General features: G+C 43.7%; 20 protein-coding genes. 8 read left to right on the forward strand and 12 right to left on the reverse strand.

All coding sequences use genetic code 11. The annotated features are described in order from the left end of the window. The 3 genes from cyoB to BB427_RS06810 all read right to left on the reverse strand — a co-directional run bounded on the left by cyoB (nt 1) and on the right by BB427_RS06810 (nt 3,640). A complete protein-coding gene (gene cyoB / locus BB427_RS06800; protein WP_045989093.1) occupies nt 1–1,983 on the reverse strand; it encodes a cytochrome o ubiquinol oxidase subunit I in 1,983 nt (660 codons plus the stop codon). A gap of 2 nt (nt 1,984–1,985) precedes the next feature. After that, on the reverse strand, nt 1,986–2,846 hold the full coding sequence (cyoA, locus tag BB427_RS06805) for a ubiquinol oxidase subunit II (RefSeq protein WP_045989113.1): 861 nt from the start codon (nt 2,844–2,846) through the stop codon (nt 1,986–1,988). A gap of 362 nt (nt 2,847–3,208) precedes the next feature. After that, complete coding sequence (locus BB427_RS06810) at nt 3,209–3,640, reverse strand: hypothetical protein (RefSeq protein ID WP_069019791.1); 432 nt, start codon at nt 3,638–3,640, stop codon at nt 3,209–3,211. Nucleotides 3,641–4,032: 392 nt separating this feature from the next. Between BB427_RS06810 and BB427_RS06815 the strand changes: the two genes are divergently transcribed. Continuing rightward, entirely contained in the window at nt 4,033–5,667 is a 1,635-nt protein-coding gene (locus BB427_RS06815; protein ID WP_069019794.1) for a methyl-accepting chemotaxis protein, read from the forward strand. A gap of 201 nt (nt 5,668–5,868) precedes the next feature. Here BB427_RS06815 and BB427_RS06820 read toward each other — a convergent pair whose 3' ends face one another. Beyond that, nucleotides 5,869–6,324, reverse strand: coding sequence for a flavodoxin family protein (locus tag BB427_RS06820; RefSeq protein WP_045989097.1), 456 nt, complete (start codon nt 6,322–6,324; stop codon nt 5,869–5,871). An 81-nt stretch (nt 6,325–6,405) separates the two neighbouring features. Between BB427_RS06820 and soxR the strand changes: the two genes are divergently transcribed. Next, nucleotides 6,406–6,912 carry a redox-sensitive transcriptional activator SoxR gene (gene soxR, locus BB427_RS06825; RefSeq protein ID WP_010375466.1) on the forward strand — a complete coding sequence of 169 codons (507 nt, stop codon included), beginning with the start codon at nt 6,406–6,408 and terminating at the stop codon, nt 6,910–6,912. Nucleotides 6,913–6,925: 13 nt separating this feature from the next. After that, nucleotides 6,926–8,710, forward strand: coding sequence for a DUF885 domain-containing protein (locus BB427_RS06830; RefSeq protein WP_069019796.1), 1,785 nt, complete (start codon nt 6,926–6,928; stop codon nt 8,708–8,710). Nucleotides 8,711–8,877: 167 nt separating this feature from the next. Here the strand turns inward: BB427_RS06830 and BB427_RS06835 are convergent, their stop codons facing one another. The 4 genes from BB427_RS06835 to BB427_RS06850 form a co-directional block, all read right to left on the reverse strand. Next, nucleotides 8,878–11,037, reverse strand: coding sequence for a S46 family peptidase (locus BB427_RS06835; protein ID WP_069019799.1), 2,160 nt, complete (start codon nt 11,035–11,037; stop codon nt 8,878–8,880). A gap of 151 nt (nt 11,038–11,188) precedes the next feature. Then, nucleotides 11,189–11,716 carry a hypothetical protein gene (locus BB427_RS06840; RefSeq protein ID WP_069019802.1) on the reverse strand — a complete coding sequence of 176 codons (528 nt, stop codon included), beginning with the start codon at nt 11,714–11,716 and terminating at the stop codon, nt 11,189–11,191. 70 nt (nt 11,717–11,786) lie between these two features. Further along, nucleotides 11,787–12,317 carry a hypothetical protein gene (locus BB427_RS06845; protein ID WP_010606478.1) on the reverse strand — a complete coding sequence of 177 codons (531 nt, stop codon included), beginning with the start codon at nt 12,315–12,317 and terminating at the stop codon, nt 11,787–11,789. After that, nucleotides 12,314–14,380 carry a T6SS phospholipase effector Tle1-like catalytic domain-containing protein gene (locus BB427_RS06850; RefSeq protein WP_069019805.1) on the reverse strand — a complete coding sequence of 689 codons (2,067 nt, stop codon included), beginning with the start codon at nt 14,378–14,380 and terminating at the stop codon, nt 12,314–12,316. The genes BB427_RS06845 and BB427_RS06850 overlap by 4 nt, the downstream gene beginning before the upstream one ends. A 247-nt stretch (nt 14,381–14,627) precedes the next feature. On the opposite strand from BB427_RS06850, the gene BB427_RS06855 reads away from it, so the two are divergent. Beyond that, nucleotides 14,628–16,223 (forward strand): ABC-F family ATPase, encoded by a 1,596-nt coding sequence (locus tag BB427_RS06855; RefSeq protein WP_010375453.1) that lies wholly within the window; start codon nt 14,628–14,630, stop codon nt 16,221–16,223. A gap of 152 nt (nt 16,224–16,375) precedes the next feature. After that, nucleotides 16,376–16,606, forward strand: coding sequence for a hypothetical protein (locus BB427_RS06860; protein ID WP_039492375.1), 231 nt, complete (start codon nt 16,376–16,378; stop codon nt 16,604–16,606). Nucleotides 16,607–16,731: 125 nt separating this feature from the next. Here BB427_RS06860 and BB427_RS06865 read toward each other — a convergent pair whose 3' ends face one another. Next, entirely contained in the window at nt 16,732–17,493 is a 762-nt protein-coding gene (locus BB427_RS06865; protein ID WP_039492377.1) for a peptidylprolyl isomerase, read from the reverse strand. 278 nt (nt 17,494–17,771) lie between these two features. Here BB427_RS06865 and BB427_RS06870 point away from each other — a divergent pair, with 278 nt between their 5' ends. Together BB427_RS06870 and BB427_RS06875 are read left to right on the forward strand one after the other, a co-directional pair. Continuing rightward, nucleotides 17,772–19,028 carry an aromatic amino acid transport family protein gene (locus BB427_RS06870; RefSeq protein ID WP_069019808.1) on the forward strand — a complete coding sequence of 419 codons (1,257 nt, stop codon included), beginning with the start codon at nt 17,772–17,774 and terminating at the stop codon, nt 19,026–19,028. A 117-nt stretch (nt 19,029–19,145) separates the two neighbouring features. Beyond that, entirely contained in the window at nt 19,146–23,351 is a 4,206-nt protein-coding gene (locus BB427_RS06875; protein WP_069019811.1) for a DEAD/DEAH box helicase, read from the forward strand. Here BB427_RS06875 and BB427_RS06880 read toward each other — a convergent pair. Both BB427_RS06880 and BB427_RS06885 read right to left on the reverse strand, forming a co-directional pair. Beyond that, complete coding sequence (locus BB427_RS06880; protein WP_069019819.1) at nt 23,335–24,441, reverse strand: amidohydrolase family protein; 1,107 nt, start codon at nt 24,439–24,441, stop codon at nt 23,335–23,337. The genes BB427_RS06875 and BB427_RS06880 overlap by 17 nt on opposite strands. A gap of 23 nt (nt 24,442–24,464) precedes the next feature. Beyond that, complete coding sequence (locus BB427_RS06885) at nt 24,465–24,782, reverse strand: DUF962 domain-containing protein (protein ID WP_010606470.1); 318 nt, start codon at nt 24,780–24,782, stop codon at nt 24,465–24,467. 103 nt (nt 24,783–24,885) lie between these two features. On the opposite strand from BB427_RS06885, the gene BB427_RS06890 reads away from it, so the two are divergent. After that, nucleotides 24,886–25,359 (forward strand): protease, encoded by a 474-nt coding sequence (locus BB427_RS06890; RefSeq protein ID WP_069019822.1) that lies wholly within the window; start codon nt 24,886–24,888, stop codon nt 25,357–25,359. A 142-nt stretch (nt 25,360–25,501) separates the two neighbouring features. Here BB427_RS06890 and BB427_RS06895 read toward each other — a convergent pair whose 3' ends face one another. Continuing rightward, nucleotides 25,502–26,407, reverse strand: a complete 906-nt coding sequence (locus BB427_RS06895) for a flagellar protein MotY (RefSeq protein ID WP_069019826.1) — start codon at nt 26,405–26,407, stop codon at nt 25,502–25,504. Between the last annotated feature and the right edge of the window lie 100 nt (nt 26,408–26,507).

The raw sequence follows: 26,507 nt of genomic DNA on the forward strand, positions 1-26,507 counted from the left end.
TTAACCCTCCTGTAATGCGCGAGAAAGGTGGGCAGACTCAATCTGCTCAATCTCGTCAACCTGAACATAATAATCAACGTCGCTGGTGTAACAACGCTTAATAAATACCGCGATAGCACTGACAAAACCCACCGCCGCTAACCACCAAATATGCCAAATCATGGCAAAGCAAAACACGGTCAATGACGCGCTGATAAGCACTCCAGCCGGGGTATTTTTTGGCATGTGAATAGGCTGATAATGTGCAGGCTTTTGATATGCCTGTCCCTGCTCTTTCATTTCTGTCCAAGCGTCAATATCGTCAACTACAGGGGTTTTCGCGAAGTTGTAGTACTGCGGAGGAGAGTCCGTTGACCATTCTAGCGTATGCCCATTCCACGGATCGCCTGTGGTGTCTTGCAATTGCTCGCGATTTTTGTAGCTCACCACTAGCTGTACCACTTGGAAAACTATCCCAAACATAATGATAAAGGCACCAATACACGCGATGTATAGCCAAATGTTCCACTCTGGCGTGTTGGTATGATTAAGGCGACGTGTCATGCCCAAGAAGCCAAGCACATAAAGCGGCATAAAGGCTACAAAAAAGCCAACTAGCCAGCACCAAAATGAGGCTTTACCCCAACGCTCATCAAGCTTGTAACCCATTACTTTAGGGAACCAGTAAGCAAAACCCGCCAGATAACCAAACACTGCCCCACCGATAATGGTGTTATGGAAATGTGCAATTAGGAAAAGACTGTTGTGCAGCACATAGTCCGCGCCAGGAATCGCAAGCAGTACGCCAGTCATCCCACCAACGGTAAAGGTCACCATAAACCCTAACGTCCAAAGGACTGGCACCGTGATCCGCAAACGACCGCGATACATGGTAAATAACCAGTTAAAGAGTTTTACTCCCGTCGGGACCGCAATGACCATCGTCATGACCCCAAAGAAAGCATTAACATTGGCGCTTGAACCCATAGTAAAGAAGTGATGTAGCCAAACAATAAAGCCCAAAATAGAAATCGCACCGCTGGCGTACACCATCGACTTATAGCCAAACAGGCGTTTGCCTGTAAAGGTTGAAATAATTTCTGAGAAAATCCCAAACGCAGGCAAGATCAAAATATAAACTTCAGGGTGACCCCATGCCCAGAACAGATTGATATACATCATGGCATTACCACCGGCTTCATTGGTGAAGAAGTGGAAATCCATATAACGGTCAAGCGTTAGCATCGCTAGCACCGCAGTAAGAATTGGGAAAGACGCCGCAACTAGGATATTTGCCCAAGTACAAGTCCAAGTAAAAATAGGCATTTTCATTAGCGTCATGCCAGGTGCACGCATCTTAAATACGGTTACCAAGAAATTCACGGCGGTGAGCAATGTCCCAAGCCCGGATATTTGCAGTGCCCAAATATAGTAATCAACCCCGACACCCGGACTAAACGACAACTCCGACAATGGCGGATACGCCACCCAACCGGTTTTTGCAAACTCGCCAAATGCCAAGGACAAGTTGATCAGAATTGCCCCGCCCGCCGTCAGCCAAAAACTGAGATTATTCAAAAACGGAAAGGCAACATCTCTAGCACCAATTTGCAGTGGCAAGATGATATTCATCAAACCAATCATAAATGGCATCGCCATAAAGATGATCATGATCACCCCGTGTGCGGTGAAGATCTGGTCATAGTGCTCAGGAGGCAAGTAACCGGCAGCGCCGCTTGTGGCCATCGCCAGCTGTGTGCGCATCATGATGGCGTCGGCAAAACCACGCATTAACATAATTAATGCCAAGATAATGTACATCACGCCTAAGCGTTTATGATCGATTGAAGTGATCCAATCGTGCCACAGCACGCCCCATTTTTTGTGTTTTGTGACCATTGCCGCCACAATTAGACCAACAATCGCCACCACAGCTAACGTCACCATAATGATGGGTTCGTGATAGGGGATTGCCTCTATGGATAATTTACCAAACAACGACATAATTACTCCTCAGCCTTGCCGTGATGTGGATGCGCAGCATGCTCTGGTTTGGCGTAATAACTCATTTCGCCATGGCCCTGCATGTACTTCATAACTATGGTGTGGAATAAGCCCTGCTCTACCGAACCAAAATATTCAACGGGGTGATATTCCGAAGGCTCAGCCAGTTTCGTATAACGACCTGCGGTTAAGGCTTCGCCGTTTGCTTTGACATCGGCAACCCAGTTATCAAAACTTGCTTTGTCTTTGGTCGCAATGGCATCGAACTTCATTCCCGTAAAGCCCGCTCCGCTGTAGTTAGCAGAAAAGCCTTTGAACGTCCCCGGCTCGTTAGCAATCAGGTGAAGCTGCGTTTCCATCCCAGCCATCGAGTAGATTTGGCTGCCAAGCTGTGGAATAAAGAAAGAGTTCATGGTGCTTTCGGAAGTGATTTTGTACTCCACTGGTACATTCGCTGGAAACACCAGCTCATTCACTGTAGCAATGCCTTGCTCAGGATAGATAAATAACCACTTCCAGTTTAGCGATACCACCTGAACTGTGAGGTGTTCACCTTTACCTTCCAACGGCTTATACGGATCAAGTGATTGTGTAGAGCGCCAAGTGATCACCCCAAGTACAATAATAATCACTATCGGAATGGTCCAAACCACGGCTTCTATTTTGTTAGAGTGAGCCCATTTAGGTGCATAGATCTCGTGGTCACGACCATCTCGGTACTTCCACGCAAAATATAAGGTAAGAATAATAACTGGTACTACAACGAGTAACATCAGTACAGTGGCAATGATGATCAAGGACTTCTCATCCATGCCAATTTGCCCCTTGGGATCTAAAATGCCACCACTACAGCCGGTGAGCATAAGCCCCAATGAAGCGAACGCATAATTCACAACACTACGTTTATTCAATTGATTACCCTTCAACGATAAGCTGCGGCTTATTTATCAAGCGCGCTGAGTATCTATTTGTGCAAGCTATGCTGCACAAGTTCGAATTGCACTGTATCCATCAGGGAAAATGTATTAGTGAAGGGAAAAGCTCCTTTGATACCAGTCACTAACCATTTACCAAATAATCGATACAGTAAACGGACAATCACATTTACTAAGCTTACAATTCGCCCTAAAAGGACTGTAAGTAGCCGATTAATGTAATTGAAACTGAATTGCTGACTGCAGATCCAAATCGCGTAAATCAAACGCACTGGACTCAAATATTGCGATTACGCAAACAGACAGCGGTACCCAAAAGGAGGAGCACGACAACCATGTGCGCTAGGCACCGGTTGAGGTTGAATAGCCTCAGTAGAGGCGAATGCCGTTTTACGCAGGACAACGCCAGCGCGTGTAGGCAAAATAGTATGGAAAACTAACCAATAAAGACCTATCAATAATTGTAATGACAAGATAGGCTGAGCCCAAAACTCTCCAAGCATCACCAAAACAGAGTCAGGTAGTGAATTATCTGCAAAAAGTGCTTCTAATTCAGCTACATCACCTAGCATGCCAGTGAATAATAATGCCGTGTTAAACATCATCAATGCGCTTAGCACACTGAAAATACGACCGAATAACTGCGCACGCGTGATCGTACAACCTTGATAGGTTGTGTCGTCAGTAGTAGCAGTATGTCGAACATAGCTTAACAGTGGCACAGATTATCCTGATGTTTTTATCTTGATAGAATTGATTAGTTCAGAACTTTCAGTCTAAACTGAAAATTCGCAGCGAGTATAACAAAGTCGCTATTCGATTCAAGCGATATCTGCAATGATCTGTATCAAATTTTCTTGATCTATCTCTAACCTCCATCCTTCCCTAAGACAAAACCCTTACACTTACTTATTAACAATAGTTCTCATTCACAATCATTTACAAAACGTGAATATTAACATTTTTATTAACTATCAATTAGATAACCGTCTGCACGGCTTGACGCCTTATTCATCTCTTGTTCATGCTATTTATTTTTGGTTCGTTCTAAGTATGATCCACGCCAACTGACATCGCTGTCATTTTAACTAATTCTTTGTTACTAGAGGAACTCATGAAGCAGCTGAATAAACTCCTAGGTTTAATGAAAGTGCCCAATAAACTCAGACTTAGTCTGCTTTTGTCTGTCATGATCATTGCCCTTGTGCAACTCTCATCAGCACTCGTTTTACGAGACAGCTTAACGCAAGAAAGACGTATTAATGCAAAAAACCTAATGGAAACCACAGTTGCACAACTTAATATGGTTGCCACCGAGGCCTCACTCTCCCCACAACAAAGACAAGAAAAAATAAAAAAACTCATTGATGCTGCACGCTATGGTGATGCTGGCTACTTCTTCTTATTTGACTTAAACGGGAATATGGTAACGCATCCCATTAAGCCACTACTCAATGGCGCCTCAATGACTCACCATCATGAACGTTTTATTCGCGAGGCATTCAGCCAGTTTGTCGTCATTGCTAATCAAAATCAACAAGGCTTTGCCCGATATGAATGGCCAAAACCGGGGACAAAGGAGCTTGAGGGCAAGCTTTCTTATATTGTTAACTTAGGGCACTATAACTGGGCAATTGGGACAGGCATTTACCTTCAAGACGTTGAAGAACAGTTTTATGACCGACTCATGTTGATGACTGCTGAAACGCTCGGCTATGCGATATTACTTATTTTCCTCTCGAGCTTGATCAGCAAAAATATTACCAAGCCACTGGATAAGCTCACCCGTACTATGGAACTCATTTCAGCGCAAAAAGACCTCACCATTACACTGAAAAGCCACGGTAAAGACGAGCTTGCCCAAATGGCTATCGCATTTAATAAAATGAACTCGCATTTTCGTGATGTACTGCATGATATCAACGAAAACACCCATTCTTTGGCTTCCCAAGCAGAGGAGTTATCCTGTATTACCGAGCAGATCCAAGCTGGTATTGGACAACAAAACAGTGAAACAGAATCAGTGCAAAACCGCATGCAATCGCTTAATCAAGTGGCGCAAGCTGTCAATAATGAGTCAAAGCGTGCGCTTGATAAAGTGACAGAGACAACCACATTGACGACCCAAGGGCTGACGCATGTAGACGAAAATGTGGCAGTCATAGCGCATGCCTCTCGTAGCGTCGACTCAGCGCAACAAGCTGTGCTCGAACTACAACGCTCATCAACCGAGATTGGTGCAGTACTTGACGTCATTAAAAAAGTGGCAGATCAAACTAATTTATTAGCATTGAATGCGGCCATCGAGGCTGCGAGAGCAGGAGAACAAGGTCGCGGTTTTGCCGTGGTGGCCGATGAGGTAAGAACACTAGCTCAGCGTACGCAACAATCTACCGATGATATTCAAGCGATCATTGATAAACTGCACAATGGCGTCGCCACAACCGTTGAAGAAATGGAGAGCTGCCGTGCAGCATCCGAGCAAAGCCTCAAAGTGAGCCAAGAATGTAAGCACGCACTAGAGCAAATCAACCTCTCCATCGCAACCGTGAATGATATTAACGTTAATATCGCCACCTGGAGTGAAAAGCAATCCGAAGATCTTATTGACATGACTGACAACATCAGGGGTATCGCAACAGTGGCAAACCAAACCGCCCTTGGCGCTGAACACACCAAAGCGTCGAGCCAGCAATTAAGCGAAATGTCACAACGACTCTCACAAATGGTAAATGAATTTAAGGTGTGACCTTGCACCTATTCGCATAGGCGGAAGTGCGTACTTCCGCTGAGAAATGTCGGGTAGCAAGGAGTTTAGCCCGCCAGTCACAAAGCTTCTCGGCGGATAAACCACCCACCAAACTGATTTTACTTCAGAGTAGGAGCTGCTTTACGCAGCGATCTTTAAAAGCCATCGTCACACAACCCCACCCAACAAAATCCACAGCGATTAATCAGCATAAGGATAATGGACATGACGCTGCTCTTGTAATTTCATGCCCAAATATTCAAAGGTCCCCACCAGCATCTCAGTAAATGGTGCCGGTGCTTTTTCTTGGCATGAGGTCGACAAGATAGAAAACTGCTTTTCACGTAGCGTTCTAAGCTCAGGCTTTAACACTTCTATGTCCATAAAGTCAGTTATTCTGTCGATAAATGCCTTCATTCTTGGTGTCACTGCATACCAATAAACGGGGGATGCAAAAATGATGTGCTCAAAACCAAGTACCCATCTAAAAAGGTTAACAAAGTCATCATCACTGTGAGAGTGTTTGTAGCAATACTCACCAATTTTATAACGGTCTAAATAGATGAGCTCAGCTCTTTTTTCTTCTGCTAGTGCCTTTGCAGATTGGTAGGTATTTCCATTGGGGTTTGAGCTTGAGTAAATAACGACTGTTTTCATAATCTTCAATTCCAGTTGCACTAATAATAAATTGGGTGCTACCTTAAAACCTCACCTTAAGTTAAGGTAAAGTACTAATTTATGAAAACTGAAAAATTATTAAGAGACGAGCCAAACCTCAGCGTCGGTAAGGTTGCCCAAAGAGCTGACGTTGCGGTGTCTGCACTGCATTTCTATGAGAACAAAGGGCTTATTCGTAGTTGGCGTAATAACGGTAATCAGCGCCGTTATAAAAAGGATGTGTTGCGCCGAATTGCCATTATTAAAGCTGGTCAAAAAATGGGGATAACCCTAGGGGAGATAAAAGAAACCCTTGATACCCTACCCGATTCAAGAACACCAACCAAAGCGGACTGGGCCAAACTTTCTACAGCCTGGCAAGCAAAGCTGGACGAAAAAATCGCTTACATGCAACGTTTAAGAGACTATGTCGATGGTTGCATTGGCTGTGGCTGTTTGTCGATGAAATCATGCCCTATCTACAACCCCGATGACATCGTTGCCAAAGAGGCTAACGGTGCGGTGTGGTTGGATGAGCCAGACAAAGCAAATAAAGCAAAATCTTGTTATGATAGCGAAAACCATTAAATAGGACACAATAATGAAAAAGACTGCCTTGTGCATGGCGCTAGCCATGGCAATGGGCCTGACTGGCTGCTCACTTTCTCCTTCGTCTGTCGAGACGACGCCTTCAGCTTCACAGCAAACAGTAGCAAAAAATGCACAATTCGCTGACTTTTCTCAGCAATTTATCAATGACTTATGGAAACAGTACCCAGAAGCGTCGCTCTGGGCAGGTTTTGGCAAGTACGATGATATTATCACTGTACCAACCCAAGCGACTCGTGATGCAAGTGTTGCCTTCTCTCAGGCGCAACTGGCTATGTTACAACAGTTCGATCTTGCTAACTTAAGCAATAGTCAAAAAATCGATTATCACTTAATTGAAAATCGCTTAAAACGCGATATCTGGCATATTGAAACCTTCAAAAGCTGGCAGTGGAATCCGTCAAACTACAATGTTTCTTATGGCTTTGCGACGATACTCAACAGCCGCTTTAAAACGGATGACGAAAAGCTCAAGCTCGTTTTAGCACGTCTTCAATATGTGCCAGCGTATTATGAAGCAGCACAAAACAATATTAACAATCCAACGCTTGAATATACTCAGCTTGCGATTGCACAAAACCAAGGCGCATTTAGTGTATTAAACGACGAGTTGCTTGATAAACTCGCGACTTCATTATTAACAGCCGAGGAAAAAGCCCTATTCAAACAGCGCTTCGCTGCCGCGAAATCTGCCATCAATGGATATGTATCTTACCTTAGCAACCTTGAAAAAGAGTTAAGTGAAAGCGGTAACGCGCGCTCATTTAGAATTGGTGAGAAGCTGTACGAAGAAAAATTTGCCTTTGATATTCAGTCTGGCTACACCGCCAAGCAAATGTATGAAAAGGCAATGGCCGACAAAGCCCGTGTTACTAATGAAATGGTTAAGATTGTTGATCAACTCTGGCCAAAGTACTTTGCTGACAAGCCACGCCCTGAATCTGACATTGATGCGATTGCCACGCTTATCAAGCACCTTTCAGTCAAACACGTAAAACGTGAAAACTTTGTGAGCGAAATCAAGGCGCAAATACCAGAACTTGAAAAGTTTGTGATGGAAAAAGATCTCATCACGCTAGACCCAGAAAAGCCACTAGTTGTTCGCGAGACGCCTGAATATATGCGTGGCTTTGCTGGCGCTTCAATCAGTGCTCCGGGCCCATACGACAAAAAAGAGAACACCTATTATAACGTGTCTCCGCTGGACTCAATGAGCGACGAGCAAGCTGAATCGTATCTACGTGAATACAACCACTGGATCCTGCAGATCCTAAATATTCACGAAGCCGTGCCAGGTCATTACACTCAGTTGGTTTACTCTAACGAATCCCCGTCTTTGGTGAAGAGTATCTTAAGCAATGGCGCGATGATTGAAGGCTGGGCTGTATACACTGAGCGCATGATGCTAGAAGAAGGCTATGGTAACTTTGAGCCTGAAATGTGGTTAATGTACTACAAGTGGAATCTACGTGTGATCTGTAACACTATCCTAGATTACGGTATCCAAGTAAAAGGAATAAGCAAAGAAGAAGGCTTAGATCTGCTGATGAATGGAGCTTTCCAAGAGCGTGCAGAAGCCGAAGGTAAATGGCGCCGTGCAACCTTGAGCCAAGTACAATTAACCAGCTATTACTCTGGTTATCGCGAAATTTACGACTTCCGTGAAACACAAAAGCAAAAGCTTGGAAAGGAATTTGACTTAAAAGCATTCCATGAAAAATTCTTAAGCTTTGGTAGTGCTCCGGTAAAATATATCCGCCAGTTAATGGCGAAGTAACACAATAATGCCAGCCTCATGGCCGGCATTGTTTTTTCGAAAAATTGATATCACCCGTAGGTCGGCCTTTAGGCCGACCTACGGGTACCCTATAAACCTAAAGGATACCCTATAAACCCAAGGGCTACCCTTTAAACGTTGGGGGGATTGTCGACCTAAAGGTCGACCTACTTTACTATCTTCATTTCATCTAGCAGGTTTTGCGCATTATCAACCTTGTCCATTACCCATAACATGTAACGCGAATCAACATGGATTGAGCGGTTTAGGTTTTTATCGTAATCCCAGTCACCAATAATGCTTTCATATACACCGTCAAACAGTAAACCAACTAACTCCGCTTTCCCATTTAAGGTTGGCGAGCCCGAGTTACCACCAGTGGTATCCACGTTAGAAAGGAAATTCACCGGTACGGTATTCATGCCCCCTGTATATTGACCATATACTTTTTCGCGGATCAACTGCTGTTGCTTTTTCGGCGCGTTAAATGGTTCAACATCGGTATTCTTAGCCAGTAACCCTTCAAGCGAAGTAAATGGCGTTGCCACTAAGCCATCTTGCGGTGAGTAGCCACCTACCGTACCGTAAGTGACACGGAGTGTGCTGTTAGCATCTGCGTAAACTGGCTTATTTTGCGACTTGTTGTAAGCAATAATGGCTTCCATCAAAGCTGGACGTGCAGATTGCTGCTTACCAGCCAATTCTTTTTCTTCATCTTCGATTTGCTTCATCACTGCAAAAATCGCTTTTGCATATTGAATGAATGGATCAGAGCTTTGATTTAACTGCTCAAGCTCTAAATCTAACATCCAAAGACGGGCTTTTTCATCAGCAAGCTTAGAGTTGGCATACATCTCATCTAGCAGCGCTTGGTGCTTTGCTTTATTGAAGCCGCTTTCAAGTTGAAGCTGCTTATCGACTTCAGCTAAACGCGCTTCTTTTGGCAAGGCTGCATAAAGCTCCATGAAGTAAAGCATAATCGCTTTATCAACTGTTTCATCATAGCGGCGCGTCATACGCTGAAGCCCCGCTTTGATTTTTGGCATATCTCGTTCTTGATAACCACTCTCACGCTCAGCATCAGGCTTTTGCTTTTCAACCGCCAAGCGGTAAAGTTGACGCGCTACAGACATCATTTGCGAACGGTGGATATAGCCAACCATCATATCACGCTCATAATGGGCTTGAGATTGAGCAACCAACTCGCTCAATTCATTTAGCACAGCGCCATACTTTGCTTTACGGTCTGCATCGGCATTAATCCAAGTGCTCAGATCGCGCTCAAATTGCTGCTTGCGGCTGTACATACTGCCTTTTTTGAAGCTCTCAATCATAGAGCCAAAGTTTTTGATGTAGTTGTTGTAACCTGCAATGGTGCTTTCATAAGCGATACGAGCTTGAGAACCTTCTGGTGCATTTTCTTCAATCAGTGCCACATACTTAGAGTTATGTTTACGTACCATGGGGTAAACCGTGTTAAACACATAATCTACTTCAGAAGCAATACGATAACGGTTGGTACGACCCGGATAACCCGTCACCATTACAAAGTCGCCCTCTTGCACGCCTTTTGCACTCACACTCAAAAACGACTCAGGGTTATAAGGTACGTTATCTTTAGAAAACTCAGCGGGTTTACCATCTTTCCCCACATATGCACGGTAAAAAGCAAAATCGCCAGTGTGACGAGGCCACATCCAGTTATCTATATCGCCACCATATTTGCCCACGCCCATCGCAGGTGTATATGCCAAACGGACGTCTTTTATCTCTAGCGATTTAATGAGGTAATATTCCAATCCACCATGAAAGGTGTATACATTACAGCGATAGCTTTCATCTTGCTCACACTCGGCAACAAGTTGCTTGCGCTTACTGTCAATGGCATCAAAACGTGCTTTACCGGTCAGTGAGTCCGTCCCAGCATTAACTTTATCCGTTACGTTCGACACTTCTTTAGTCACATAAACGCGTGAGCCCGGTGCCGCCGGCAAGTCTCCACTTGGCTGTTTTGCTAAAAAGCCATTCTCAAGAATATTGTTATCTGTTGTTGAATTGTATTGAATAGAGCCGTATGCACAGTGATGGTTTGTCACCACCAGACCTTTAGGAGAGACAAATGACGCCGTACAACCACCTAAGCTAATCACCGCATTCATCGGGAACTCAGTGAGTTTTGAAATTGACTTAGCATCTATCTCTAGCCCTTTAGACTTTAAAATAGATTCAAGTTCAGGTAGCTGATGTGGTTGCCACATGCCTTCATCGGCAGCAACATACTGAGAAAAGGCCAACACCATGGCCGCGGAGATAGCTTTAATACGCATATTCCAATCCTAAATGTTATATTATTTTAATTGCGGTCAGTAATGTGACCCAAGATAGCGCCAAATAGCAATTTATTTCGGTGGAATTCGATAAACCGATGTAAACAACCATGCAGAAAGTACCAAGATAAAACGCCTAGTTTTCACTTTTTTAGCGAAACATTTCATCGGTTAATTCAAAGGGTTCCCAAGTCGCCTGTGCCGAACCGATTTCTTCTAAAATGCGTCCTTCCACGCCATCAAACGGTGCATTAGAGATCCACATTTTTACTTCACCTCCTTCACCAAACCCAAAAATGATGAATGGATTCACATCATCATCAACACGTCCTGATGCAAATGTAACAGGAGTCAATTCGTCAATTATATGGTAGGCTTTCTTCCGCTGAACTTTGAATGAGGCTCTGTAGAGTTTTGCTTGCTTGTAGTCTCGCCATTCAACATCCACTTTATGTGGGATTTCAGCACCCCAAAACGATCCTTTTTTCTGAGCATTTCCCCAACAACAGCCTATCGCTCCTGCAGGTGGAGAAAATTTATCATCAAACACTATTTTGACCATCAAGTCACTATTTTCATAAGCTGAAATACCTATATCCAACTGTGCTAGCTCGGTATGTGAAGAGCAACTGCAAAGCAGTATTAATGCCAGTAAAACGGTAGAGAGCTTATTGAACATCCTTTTCTCCATGTCGAACATCCCTAGTCTCATTTGTTTTTTATATTAACTTTGGATTGTGGGCGCTTATCTAATTAAACATCTCATCGGTTAATTCAAAGGGCTCCCAAGTCGCCTGTGCTGAACCAATTTCTTCTAAAATGCGTCCTTTAACTCCACTAGCAAACTGAGAATTAGAAATCCACATTTTTACTTCTCCCTTTTCACCAAACCCAAAGATGATATAAGGATCAACATCGGTCTCCGTTTTGCCTGTGTAATAAGTCACACTCGGTAAATTATCCGCGATTTTGTATGCCTTGTCTCGCTGTACTATAAACACAGCACGATAATGCCTGCCTTGCTTATAATCCCACCATTCTGCTTGAACTTTATGTGGGATCTCAGCTCCCCAAAACACACCTTTCTTTTGAGCGTTCCCCCAGCAACAGCCTATAGCACCAGCGGGAGGGGAAAATCTATCGTCAAATATCAGCTTTACCATCAGGTCACTTTTTTCATAAGCGGAAATGCCTATATGTAATTTTTCGAGCTCGGAATGTGAAGAGCAACTGCAAAGCAGTATTACTGCCAGTAAAACGGTATAGAGCTTATTGTTCATCCTTTCCTCCAAATTGATTTATTTCCATTTTTATACGCTTTCCAAATTTGTACCTGCGGTAGCGCTTTTGCATTATTGTAAAACATTTCCCTTTGTCCATTTTCAGTGGCGTATTTTGCCTTTCTTTCAGCTCCATGAGCCATTTTATCCACAGCTCCCGTAAACCGAGAACTAATATGAATATAATGCTCGTATAACTTCTGCCAAGCTTGGCTTGCTGGCCCAGCTTTAAGAGCTTTAGGTACCAAAGTTGCGACCTCATTGCTAAGTTCATAAGGGTAGATACTTTGAAGACGCGCCATATCTTTTAGCGGAACGCCATGTTGAATCGCCTCGTTATACATTTGGTGCAGTCCATAATGGGCAAGGGTATTATCTATTTTACGTCTCCAAACAGGCCGGTATGTGGTGTAAAAATCCTTATCTCTTCCCGAGCGACTTGCGCCATATCTTAGCCTTTTAAAGCGGTAGACCATATCCACGTTAATGCCGGGCCACTGATATTTATGTTCAATTGCCAATTTCGCCTGTTGTACTTTTGCTTCATGCTCTGGATTTCCGGGAATACCACGAATACGCTTTAAAGGATACTCAATATCAATACTGATAGGGGCATACCCGCCTCCAATATCAGAATGAACACCTGGTAAGTAGACTTCCTTATGATTAGCAAACAAACTACCACCTTTATTTTTTAATGAGCTTAGTGGGAATTTATCACGTCGCTCATCCCAAGCCGTTAAGTGATATACAGCCCCTGCGCTGGCCTGATTGAGATCGAGTCTAGCTGCATCGTCTAACTCATCTCTGGCATACAGCTCACCATGATCATTATCTCCATCCCCTCCAATAGACGCGACGGTATCGAAAATACCAACAAAGCGAAATACCACCTCTTTATTCGCTAATTTAGTATCTTGCTTTTCTCTCATTTCATTGATCAAATTAACAAACGCTCGTGCTGCCGCTGCGCCACGGCTAAAGCCAAAACAATCAACCAATAGAGTGTTACAAAGCTCAATTAATCCATTGTTATTTATGAACTTATCCAAGTCTGACACCGCTTCAATTAGCCTTTCGTCAAAAGAGTATGCAATTGCCAGATCGATGGTCGAATCTTTCTTTCCAGCCGAAGTGCCAACTCCTTCAATATATGAAGAAGTGGTAAACTTACCTTCATTTTCATACAACTCATGGAGCTTAGCTATATTCGTCGGCTCTTTATCATCAAAGGGGTCCAAAATATCGTTGTACTTGTTGTTGCCTGTACCATCAAAGAAGATCCCGATACTCGGAGGCTCGCTAATAAAATATAGGTGTACATTACCCTCACCTGACACTCTGTGTTTAATCAGCTGCACTCCGCCCTCAGCGCCAATCTTAAGTGCTTTTACTTTTTCTATATCAAGTAAGTCTGCATAGGGCACATTGTTAAAAAGCACCTGCTCCGGCACACCTAAGATTTTTGCTTTTAGGCTATAGCGACCATCTTCACTCAACTTGCCGAATATCAGAGGCGTTTGTGTTGCCCCTTCAGAGGCTCTGGACAATGTGGGAGTATTAGCACCTTGGATCACAAAACTCACCGCCAACTCCCCTTCCAGCGACACCAATATGCGCTTTTCAGCCACCTCAGGTGATTTATCGACGTTAATCGAGGCCAATACCTGTTCAACCGGTGTTAACGGGTCTAATTGGCTTGCGCCAATGGGCTGATTAGGATCAACCCCACCACTGCTTGTAAAGGCATTGTTTCTAATCTCTGCTTTGAAATAAGACTTGCGTTTAACGATGATTAGCTGCTCTCTAGAACCGGCAGCACTGCCAGACCTTACACTTTGTAAGCCCTTTTTGGTCTTTATAAAAACACGAGTAAATTCGTCACGCTTAACATGGCGCCAATTATGTCTTTGTTGCAATACTATCCAATCACTGGCATGAGGCTTTAGTTGCGTTCTAATTTCTGACGGTAAATGAGCGGTTGTGGTATGGGGTGGTAAGACTTCCAGCTCATCGATTTGTTGGTCAATCAACCAATTATGTTTTTCTTCAACTATTTTCATCCTTGTTCACCAGAGTTAGTTTTTTATACCATCCTTTCGCATTAAAACAGGCTAACATTTAACCACCCGATTGGTAAATAAAATTTAATAAAATCGTAAATAAAACGTCTTATGGCGATAAGTTTTCAACACCTAGGTCTTTGCTATATCAGCCGCAAAAGTAATGTGTGAGTTAGCCAAACTTTTTACATCATTTGTCACCCATAAATGATAGGATCGCCGCAATTGTCAGTAATGAGTCAAATTTATGCTTTCGTGTAACAACATCACTATGCAGTTTGGTGCAAAACCACTGTTTGAGAATATTTCCGTTAAGTTTGGTGACGGCAACCGCTACGGCCTAATAGGCGCTAACGGCTGCGGTAAATCCACCTTTATGAAAATCCTAAGCAAAGAGCTAGAACCAAGTGCAGGTAACGTAAACTACGATCCAAACGAGCGCATCGCTAAGCTAAATCAGGATCAATTTGCCTACGAGCAATATACGGTTGTAGACACAGTGATCATGGGTCATAAAGAGCTGTGGGAAATCAAGCAAGAGCGCGATCGCATTTACTCATTACCAGAAATGAGCGAAGAAGACGGCATGCGTGTTGCCGACCTTGAAACGCAATTTGCTGAAATGGATGGCTATTCCGCAGAAGCAAAAGCAGGTGAATTACTCCTCGGTGTGGGTATTCCAACCGAGCAACATTATGGCTTGATGTCAGAAGTTGCTCCGGGCTGGAAGCTGCGTGTACTACTTGCACAGGTATTATTTGCAGAACCAGATATCATGCTCCTAGACGAACCAACCAACAACTTGGATATCTATACTATCAAGTGGTTGGAAGACGTATTGAATCAGCGTGATTGTACTATGATCATCATCTCGCACGACCGCCACTTCTTAAACTCAGTGTGTACACACATGGCGGATATCGACTATGGCGATCTGCGTATTTACTCAGGTAATTATGATGAATACATGTTTGCTGCGACGCAAGCTCGCGAGCGCCTGTTGTCAGACAATGCTAAGAAAAAGGCGCAAATCGCTGAGCTACAGCAGTTCGTTTCGCGCTTCTCTGCAAACGCCTCAAAAGCGAAGCAAGCGACATCTCGTGCTAAGCAAATTGACAAGATCCAACTGGAAGAAGTTAAAGCATCAAGTCGTCAAAATCCATTTATTCGCTTTGAGCAGGAAAAGCCGCTATTCCGTAACGCACTTGAGCTTATCTCACTATCACAAGGTTATGACGACACCCTATTCTCTGACCTAAATGGCCTTGTTGAAGTTGGCGAGAAAGTTGCCATCATCGGTGAAAATGGTGCCGGTAAAACGACACTACTCAACACCTTAGCGGGCCGTAAAGCGCCGCAAGCAGGTGAGTATAAATGGTCAGAAAACGCCAATATTGGTTATTATGCGCAAGACCATGCTGACGAATTTGAAAAAGATCTGGATCTTTTCCAATGGATGGAACAGTGGCAACAGCCAGGCGATGATGAGCAAGTCGTACGCGGCTTCCTTGGCCGTATGCTGTTCTCTCAAAACGACATCAAAAAGTCAGTTAAGGTGATCTCAGGTGGTGAACAAGGCCGTATGCTATTTGGTAAAATCATGATGCATAAGCCAAATATCCTACTAATGGACGAACCAACGAACCACATGGATATGGAATCAATCGAGTCTCTCAACTTGGCACTTGAACAATACGAAGGTACGTTATTCTTCGTATCGCACGACCGCCAGTTTGTCTCATCACTTGCAACGCGCATTTGGGAAATTAAAGACGGTAAGATCACCGACTTCCATGGTACGTACGACGAATACCTCGCGAAGAAAGCGGCTGAAGCCGTATAAGATTAGACTGTAAAGGGCCAAATTGGCCCTTTGTATTTTCTCAAGCACAGCGGATCTTTGCCCCCTCACAAACCAGCACAAAAAATAGACAAACCCGCAATTTTACTGTTAGGATTGTTCTCGCAAAAATTGGAATAATAAAAGGGTCGGCTATGGAACGTTTACAGAATATGTATTCGATAATGTTGCTGTCTAAGCTGAAAGCAAGCTTTCCAGAATCGTGCGATATCAATCACCACACTTTTTCACTCCCGCATGTGGATCAACAACTACTCGAAGATGTTGTAACTACTCACCTCAATGAAGGGCTTATCCAAGCGGATGGCCGTGATCAGTATAGTTTAACGACAAAAGCGATTGCACTGTTTGGCGAAGACGAATAACGAAAACAATAACTTAATAACAAAGAAATAAGCGCACCGAAGTGCGCTTCCAAGTTATTAACCTGAGATCAGGTTAACTAGGGACTGTGATGCTATCGTTAGCATCTGCAACCAAAGTGATTTGGTTACCTATGAAATCTACGTCTAAATCCGAAAATACCAGCCAGCAACATAAGGCCGGCAAACATTGAACCGCCAGATGAATCAGAGTCAGTTGAAGGCTTATCAGGCACTTGATCAATCAAGGTATTTGCTTTTGGGCTTAAGCCCTGAGCTGATTTGGGGTCATCATCCAGCACAGTAACTGCGTTTATGGTCACAAAGTTAGCTGCCCCCGGCTCACTATTGCTATCTTTACACTGTTCATCAGTGAAGTTAACTAATGGCACATTACCACAACGAGGAATTTTTGCTATCGCTTCTAATATTTCCATGCCATCACCAGTCACTTGACCAAAAACTGTGAAGCCACCGTTGTCAACGTCCAAATTTTTACTGTTGTCTACCAAATTAAAGAACCATTGGCTTGTCGCACTATCAGGTCTATTTGCTACCTTTGCCATTGCAATAGTGCCTTTTACGTTAGACCACTCAGGTTCATTTTTTACAGCATCGTAAGTAGCGATGGCGTCAAGAGGCACGTCTCCTTCATATTTGAAGCCGCCACCTTGCACAACAAAATCTGGAATAACGCGGTGAATTACGGTATCAGAATAACGCCCGTTATCTACATATTTCAAAAAGTTTTCCACGGTTTTAGGCGTGCTTTCATCAAATAGATTGACCTGAAAGCTACCATGAGAAGTTTGAAATTCGACAATCGTTGCATTAGCAGCGAAGCTGCCCAACAAAGTTGAAGCGAGCAATAGAGAGTTTAGCTTGAACATACTTTTCCACTTGGTTATTTTAATTCTCTTTGCAAACTAGAATAAAAATTTATTTATAAGTCGGCTAGCAATTCATTGCCAGTGGTAACAATTAAGAACATTTGCAGACTTAGATTTACAAAAACTGGTTAGGAACCCACCACACCTTGAGCAAGTTTTAGTCAAATAAAAGAATTTCACCGCATAACTCCTCGGAGTAGACGGTTTATACATGCAACACTTCGTCATTTTTTATATGATGCGCCCGATTATAATTCTAAATCCAGGACAACAAGTATATGAGTAATTCCTCTGAAGCGACGATGGAGATGAATACCATCAGCGATGGGCGCTGGACCCAACACGACACCCATTGGGTGTTAAGTTTATTTGGCACTGCGGTCGGCGCAGGTATTTTATTCTTGCCAATTAACATTGGTATTGGTGGTTTTTGGCCACTACTAATCATGACCGTGCTTGCCTTCCCTATGACCTTTTTAGCACACCGAGGATTGGCCCGGTTCGTCCTTTCATCAAAGCAAAAAGATGCCGATTTTACGGATGTAGTAGAAGAGCACTTCGGCGCAGGTGCTGGCCGTTTAATTTCCTTACTTTACTTTTTCTCTATTTTTCCTATTTTGCTTATTTATGGTGTTGGCCTAACCAATACCGTCGACAGCTTTATCGTCAATCAACTTGGCTTTGAGTCACCGTCTCGTATTTTACTCTCTGGTGTGCTCGTTGCCGGGATGATTGCCATTATGCTAGGCGGCGAAAAACTGCTACTGCGTGCTTTTGCTATTTTGGTTTACCCGCTGGTTGGGGTATTACTATTTTTGTCACTCTATTTAGTGCCTAACTGGCAAATGCCTGTGGTAAGCACGCCTGATGTTGCGAGCTTAACCGAGTTACTTTGGCTATCCGTTCCTATCGTAGTATTTTCATTTAGCCATGCAGCCGCCATTTCTAGCTTTGCTAACGTACAGCGTCGTCACTACAAAAGTGAGGCAGTTCAAAAATCAGAAGCGATCCTTCGTACGACCTCCATTATGTTGATAGTGTTTGTTTTGCTATTCGTATTCTCCTGCGTATTCTCTTTAACACCAGAGCAAATGGAAGAAGCAAAATCGGCGAACGTGTCTGTTTTATCCTATTTAGCTAACGTGTATAACAATCCGTTTATTGAAATGCTTGGCCCTCTTGTGGCATTTATCGCGATTACTTCGTCTTTCCTAGGCCATTTCCTTGGTGCACGTGAAAGCTTTAACGGCCTTGCAACCAAGCAAACGAGCATGAGCTATAAGCTTGCTGACAAGCTAGGCGTGGTATTTATGTTTGTTGCTATTTGGGTATGCGCCGTATTAAACCCAAGTATTTTGGACATGATGGGGGCTATCTCAGGTCCAATCATTGCGATGATTTTGTTTATCATGCCAACCATTGCCGTGTTTAAAGTACCGGCACTACAAAAATACAAAAGCCACATTGGCACTTATTTTGTACTTTTAGTCGGCTTGCTGGCGGTTTCTGCATTACTCTATAACATGCTAGGCTAACCAAAAGGGAGGCATCGCCTCCCTCACCTCTCTTTTTTCTTGTTGCTTATCCTCATGGCAGTTCAGACTAAATTATGGTAGTTTTCAGTGTCTTAAATTGAATACTACAACCAAACGATGAATTTTGACTTTCCACCAGCAATTAACGAAGAAATCACAGCGCTAATCAATCAAGTGCATAACCTACCTGTGCACGAGCAAATGCTGTTGAGTGTGCTGGCGGTAGTCTATAAACCAGTTTCAGCAATCAAACTCAAACGCCTAGTTCAAGCACTCGTGGCAAGAGAGATCATCCCCGAAAATGACTTTGAACAAGGTGTAAGTCATAGCCAAATTATGAAATGGCGCTCAGACGGGTTAGTGACTTTTAACGAAGATGGAGTGCAAATAAACCTAAAGCTCGCGACCAGTTTAAGCCATCGAGTCATGGCTGATGGCCAGTTTTTAGCAATCCTTAACGCTGCTGAAGAGTTTATCCCTGTACTGAATGCTTATGAATGGGAGCGCCAATTTGCCGATGAACAGCGACTCATTCGAGACTTTTTATTTATCAATCAACTACCAAAAGCCCGTAATCATTTAGGACTGGCGAAAGACCCACAGGCGGTGTGTCATAAGACCAACCAAGTGTTATTACCATTGTATTTTTATCCTTTTTCAGTTGAAGGATTTTCGGCGCTTGCTGATGACTTGCAATATCAAGCTTTTGCAACTTTGCTCTATACCTTACTACAAGGTGGTCACAGCATTAGCTATGCAGTTGAAATACTCACACAGGTTCAAGCCAAGACACAAAGCACGCTACTGACCTGTTTATTAGCAGAATATCAAATCTATACCCTGCAATTGGATAAGGCTCAGGCGTTGGTAGCCAATATCCAAACCGCTTATAGTGCACAAATTATGGCGAGCATTGCTTTTTTACAACAACACGACAACCTTATCGTTTGTTTTGAACAAGCACTAAAAGCCAAAGACAAAATCACCAAACGTAAAAAGCAGTACCTAGGTAGAACACTGGGTTTGTTTCATAAGTTGGCGTTATTGCAACAAGCCAATAGCCATGATGCCGCATTATTTGACACACTCTCGCAACAGCTTGAGTTTGAAAGCCAAGACAGCAAAGCGCCTTATAATAACTTCTTTGCCAATAACGTGCTGTTATACTGCGCAGAGAGCTTGTCGCAAAACAGTAGCTACAGCAGCGCCCATTTAAATTATTCAAGTCTGAAGAAATCTCATGTTTTTGACTATTCCTTAGGTCGCTTACTCGACTGCTTTGCACACTTCTGGTGTAATCAGAGCTTAGATGCCAAAGCACTTACCAGTCTCGACGACTGCATCGCAACGTTTGAGCGCCTCTCTTTACCTCTGTTTACCGGGCTTGCAAAGCAGTTGATGCTAGCGCAGCACGGTGAGCAATACCCGCTTGCATTTAATCCCGAGCTGAATGTTAGCCATCTCGTTGCTAAAAAGACGGCATGGGATCTAGCATTGGACAAGCTTATTGCGCTCAACCCGAACGCAAATACCAGCCAAGAAGTTGACGAACAATTTCGCCTGATTTGGCAAATTAGGCAAGGTCGCTTTGATATTGAGTTTTTAGCACGCGAGCAAAAGCGAGGTAAAACAGGCTGGGGAAAAGGTAAGCCAATTTCCTGCAAACAACTGAAACAGCACCCGGAGCAATTTAGTTATATCAGCCAGTCCGATAAAAAGCTGATTGATGCCATCGCACCACAGTCAGGTTATGGCTACAATGGTCGTGCGGACTATACCCTTGCGGGAATTCCAGCGTTAAAAGCCGCAGTCGGTGCCACCAACCTATACCATGAAGAAGACTTAAAACAAGCCATTACCATTGCCGAGAAATCTCCCGAGTTACACATCCGTCAACATGGCGACGATCTGCTACTCTCTATTCCTAATTTACCCAGCTATTTTGGTCAACCGCAAACCTACTCATTTATTCAGCAAGCTGAGCATCACTACGAGTTTATTGTGTTTAACCAATCACATATACAGGTCGCTGAGATTATTGGTGAATCCGGATTAACCGTGCCTGCCAGTGCAAAACAAAAAGTGCTGTCGAGTATTAAAGCCATCGCACCTTATCTTAATGTACAGTCTGATTTAGCTGATATAGATACTGGGCTGGATAGTATCGAGGCGCAATCGGCGCTCGTTATTAACATTCAACCTTATCATCAAGGCCTCGATTTTCACTGTGTGGTCATGCCCTTTGGCGAAAAAGGGCCGATTTTTCATCCCGGGCACGGTATTGCCACTGTCAGCGCCGAGATCGATGGTAAACGCTTATCCACCACCCGAAACTTGCTACTTGAGCAGCAAAGACTGGATGAGTTAGATACGCACTGCCCGCTATTTTTGGAAATGACGGATAATCGCTTAAGTTTAGCCGAAATGGACGAAGCGCTAGAGGTGTTGCAAGAACTTGAGCTGGTGATCAATCAAGAGCCTTGCCCTATGGCGCTCAAGCTCAGATGGCCTAAAGGTAAAAAGGTTAAGCTCAGTAGCAAGCTCGAAAGCCAACATTTGCAACTTGCCATGAGCAAGAAAAATGAATGGTTCGACATGACTGGCGAGCTACAAGTAAGTAATGACCAAGTTATCGAACTTAAACAGCTTCTCAAAATGGTTGCCACCAGCAATGGCCGCTTTATTGCGCTGGACGGTGAGCAAGTACTCGCCCTTTCAAGTGACTTAAAAGCGCAACTTGACCAGCTCAATAACGCGACCGAAGACGGAAAATTTCACCCGCTAGCTGCGCCGTTAATTGCTGAAGCCACCACTGGAATGCGGATGAAAACCTTGCCGGCTTGGGAAGAGCAAAACGAAAAAATGCAGCAAGCCGTCGCATTGACTCCAACGCTTCCTTCAACATTACAAGCCGAGCTGCGCGACTACCAGCAAGCGGGATTTGACTGGGCAATGCGACTAGCCCATTGGGGTGCAGGTGCGTGCCTTGCCGATGATATGGGATTGGGTAAAACCATCCAAGCGCTGGCGATGATATTGGCCCGTGCCAATGTCGGCCCGACACTTGTCATCGCGCCAACATCGGTCTGCTTCAACTGGCAACAAGAAATCCAAAAATTCGCTCCAACCTTGTCGGTGAAACTGTTTTCTGACTATCCACATTCTGATGCCAGAGCTGAGATGCTGAACAACTTGCAACCACTGGATTGTGTGATATTAAGTTATGGTCTACTCCAGCGCGAAATTGATATCTTAAAACCTATCGCTTTTGAAACTATTGTCGCCGATGAAGCCCAAGCACTGAAAAACCCATTAGCAAAACGTACTCAAGCCGCCTGCGCGCTCAAAGGCAAGTTTAAGCTTATCACCACAGGGACCCCAATAGAAAATAACCTCACAGAGCTTTGGTCACTCTTTCGTTTTGTAAACCCAGGGTTGCTCGGTAACCTCAAACGCTTTAGCGAAAAGTTTTCCGCTCCCATTGAAAACGCCAATGAAGATAAGCTAGCAGCACACCGTGCCCGTAAAGGCCTCAAACACCTGATCCAGCCTTTTATTCTACGCCGTATGAAGCATCAGGTATTAACCGAATTGCCACCACGCACTGAGATCAATGTACCAATTCAATTGAGCCAAGAAGAACAAACCTTTTACGAAGCGCTGCGCCAAAACGCCATTGACGAAATTTCACAGTCAACACAGCAAGACAGTGCCAATGAACAACGCTTTAAAATGCTGGCAGCGCTAACCCGCTTGCGCCAAGCCTGTTGTCATCCAAAACTGTTAATGGCAGAAAGTCAGATAACCAGCTCGAAATTGGCGGCATTGGATGAGCTTCTAACCGAGCTGCAAGAAAACAATCACAAGGCACTTATATTCAGTCAGTTTGTAGGCCACTTGCAACTTATCAAAGCTCGCTTGGAAAAACGCGGGATCCGGTTTCAGTATTTAGATGGCAGCACGCCAAGCAAAGCTCGTCAGCAGGCCGTGAATGCCTTTCAAAAAGGTGAAGGCGAGGTATTTTTAATTAGCCTCAAAGCCGGCGGCTCTGGTTTGAACCTTACCGCAGCAGATTATGTTATTCACATGGATCCTTGGTGGAATCCTGCGGTTGAAGAGCAAGCGTCAGACCGCGCACACAGAATGGGACAAACACGCCCCGTTACTATTTATCGCTTAATTGCCAAAGGCACGATTGAAGAACAAATTGTCGAGCTCCATCACCATAAAAAAGACCTCGCGGATCAATTGCTCGCGAACACCGATAAAGTGATGAAACTAGACGTAAACGATGTGCTATCCATGCTCAAGGAGACGCTATAACACAGATCTCTGGCGCACGATAAGGTAAATCTAACAGCGAAAAATAGTTTTGACCTAAGGCGATCCGGCGAAAAGCATTATCGTCAAGAGAGGCGAGAATTCGGCTATTGATATCGACTTCTTCTAAATAATCGAAAAAGCGTTTATTTTTACTAGCGACGAAATCACTGCCTGGCAAAAAGCGCTCAGCATGGGCATTAATAAATTCAACATACTGTCCCTGAGTTTTCGGGTCACTAAAATAATAGTCGTACAAAATTCGCCATGACAGATCGGCCTTTAGGTTTTTATATTGGGAGAATAACCGCTCCATGGTGTTTATGTGCAGCTCAGGATCAATTTGGTTTAACTCTTTTGAGACTCCCATGTGCATCCAAATAATATCGTTTTCTGGGTAACGTTTTAACACTTCCTCAAACAAAGGTAAGTATTTAAGTGGCGCGTTGTTATCGCCTAAGTCAGCGTGCAGAGCAAGCGGAATACGCTTTTCTTTTAGCACTGCCATAAATGGCTGCCACTTGGCGATAGTCTCTTTATCTACCGCTTGATGACCGTTACCAAAATGCGCCGCTTTGACTAAATTCACTTCTCCCATCCAACGAAATAAGTCACCAAACTCATCTTCGAGTAGTGCCATTTTTGGCAAAATAGTCTCTGGTTTGTGCAAGTCAGCAAAGGTCATAGACAAGGTTATATGCACGTTATCTGCGCCATATTTAAGATAATTGCTCGCATTTTTAAAGTCATTTTGAATGCTGGGTGAAATCAACTGGCTGTAGCACCCACGCTCACCAAAGCAATCAGGCTTTCGCTCGTAGGTTTGACCAATGCCATAAACATTGATAAACACCACTCCCGCACGCTCTGCCCAAGTAACGAGCTTATCAAACGGGACCGCATCTCCCCGAAATGGCTGAAAATGGTGATGAGAATCAACGGCAAAATAACTAGATTGCGCCTTGCGGTCGTAGCACTGAGTATTATCTACACTAAAAGTTGCTAGCGTGCGTGTGCCAGTGGCTGACACACTTTGGCAACCTGCCAGTAAAACAGCACAGCTCATGGCAGTAACATTTTGTTTTACATTCATTCTTATTATCTACCGAGTCTCCTTTACCAAGGTACTTTACCACGGATAATATCCTTGTACATGACCCAGTCACCCATCAAGCTATACAGCGGATATTGAAATGTCGCAGGCTTATTTTTCTCAAAAAAGAAATGCCCCACCCAAGCAAAACCATAACCCGCGATTGGCAGCAGCCATAATAAAGACCAATGTGCAAAAACCAACGCAAAGAGCAAAATCAAGAGCACTAAGGTTGAGCCGATAAAATGTAAGCGACGGCAGGTTTTGTTTTTGTGCTCCGCGAGATAATAAGGGTAAAACGATGCAAAAGAATTGAACTCTTTGTTATTATTTTTGGTCATGAGAGTATGCGATTCGTTATTCGACTGTAATACTCAGCATAGTGCAAAGTATTTACGTTGAAAATAAAAAAGGAATGAGCGTGGCAACAGGCTCAAAAACAGTATGTTGAAACCCCTAATGATGATCACCGCTGCGATGCTGCTCCAAGCTTGCAACGACACCGCCCCAACTACCAAATCAGAGGCAACGATGAATACACAGAGTAACATTCAATGCAGTGTGAGTAAGGGTTCTGATTCAGGTATGACCTACCCCATTAATTTCACTTTTACCAACGCTGGCCATAATGATGAAAAGTTTCTAATTTGGCATACCCCTTTTGAAGGCTGGTGGAGCCAATTTTTAGAGGTAACACAAAATGGTAAGTCGCTTAATTATCAAGGACCCATGGCGAAACGACTCGCGCCCTCAGCTAATGAATTTATGACCCTAAATGCTGGGCAAAGTAAAAGCGTAGAATTAGATTTAGCACTGGCTTATGAGATAAACACCGCACAGCCCATTACCATCACCTATCACAATCAGCTCAGTCATGCCGATGCATTAAAAGCGTCATGTAGTACGGTATTAGAATAAAACCGATATCAGCACCGTGTCTCGGCTTGTAGGTCGGCTTGTAGGTCGGCTTTTAAGCCGACAACTTAACCCAACAACCCACAACCCACAACCCACAACCCAACTAACCGACAACCAACTACAAAAACACAAAACCCCAACATCAAGGTCTCGAAATTTGGATCACAACTCGACGGTTTTTACCACGACCAATGGCGTTGTCGTTGGTATCAATATGGCGTTTTTCGCCAAAGCCGTCAGTCATAATCTTATTCTCTTCAACCCCTAGGCTCGCCATATATGATTTAATCGCCTCGGCACGTTTCTTTGACAATCTCAGGTTGGTATCACGGCCACCGTAACTATCGCTATAAGCCGAAATATAAATTTGCTCAATTTTCGGGTCATTTTTAAGGTATTCGCCGATCATATCTAAGCGTTTGCGTGACGACTTTGTCAGTTCGCTGGAATTTTTCTTGTAATTCATCACCGTAAAAGCGATGTCTTCAAAGCTGTATGGCAACAAGTTATCGCGACATTGTAAGAACGCCCAATACGCCTGTTTAAAGTTCACTGATGACAAAGAAACCGAGATTTTATCTACGTCGTTGTGCCAATCTTTATAATAAAAAGTAGGAAAGTAGCCCTTTTCAAGCTCAGTCAGCAACTGCCACGCGATGTCATTTTCAAGTTCACCGTCAAATTTTTTCAGTAATTTCATTTGACCGATACTTCTTGCCGGTTTGCCGGCTCGCCAAAGCGGTGGCACCGATTCAAGCCCTGCAAAATCGTAACTTTCAGGACGTACCATCATATCTAGATTAAAGGTTAAATCTTTATTTTTACTGGCATTACTTGAAAATATAGCTTCACCATAATACGGGACTTCATGATTAAGCGCACAACTCAAACGATTGTTTTGGTCAACATTCCAATGTGATGAATCAGCTTCGGCAGCGTATTGCCGCATTGCAGCCTCGCTATTAAAGGTAATGGCGCATAACGATATACCAACCCAACCTACTGATTTATATAACTTGATCACCCCACACCTCACAACATCAACCATTAATCTACATGCGCTCAACACGCCAAAAACTAGAGCTTATCTCTACCAATTCGTGCTATTTAGAGTTAAGCAATAAATGTACCATACTAAGCGCTCTCAA

The organism is Pseudoalteromonas sp. BMB (assembly GCF_001709235.1).
GTDB lineage: Bacteria > Pseudomonadota > Gammaproteobacteria > Enterobacterales > Alteromonadaceae > Pseudoalteromonas > Pseudoalteromonas maricaloris.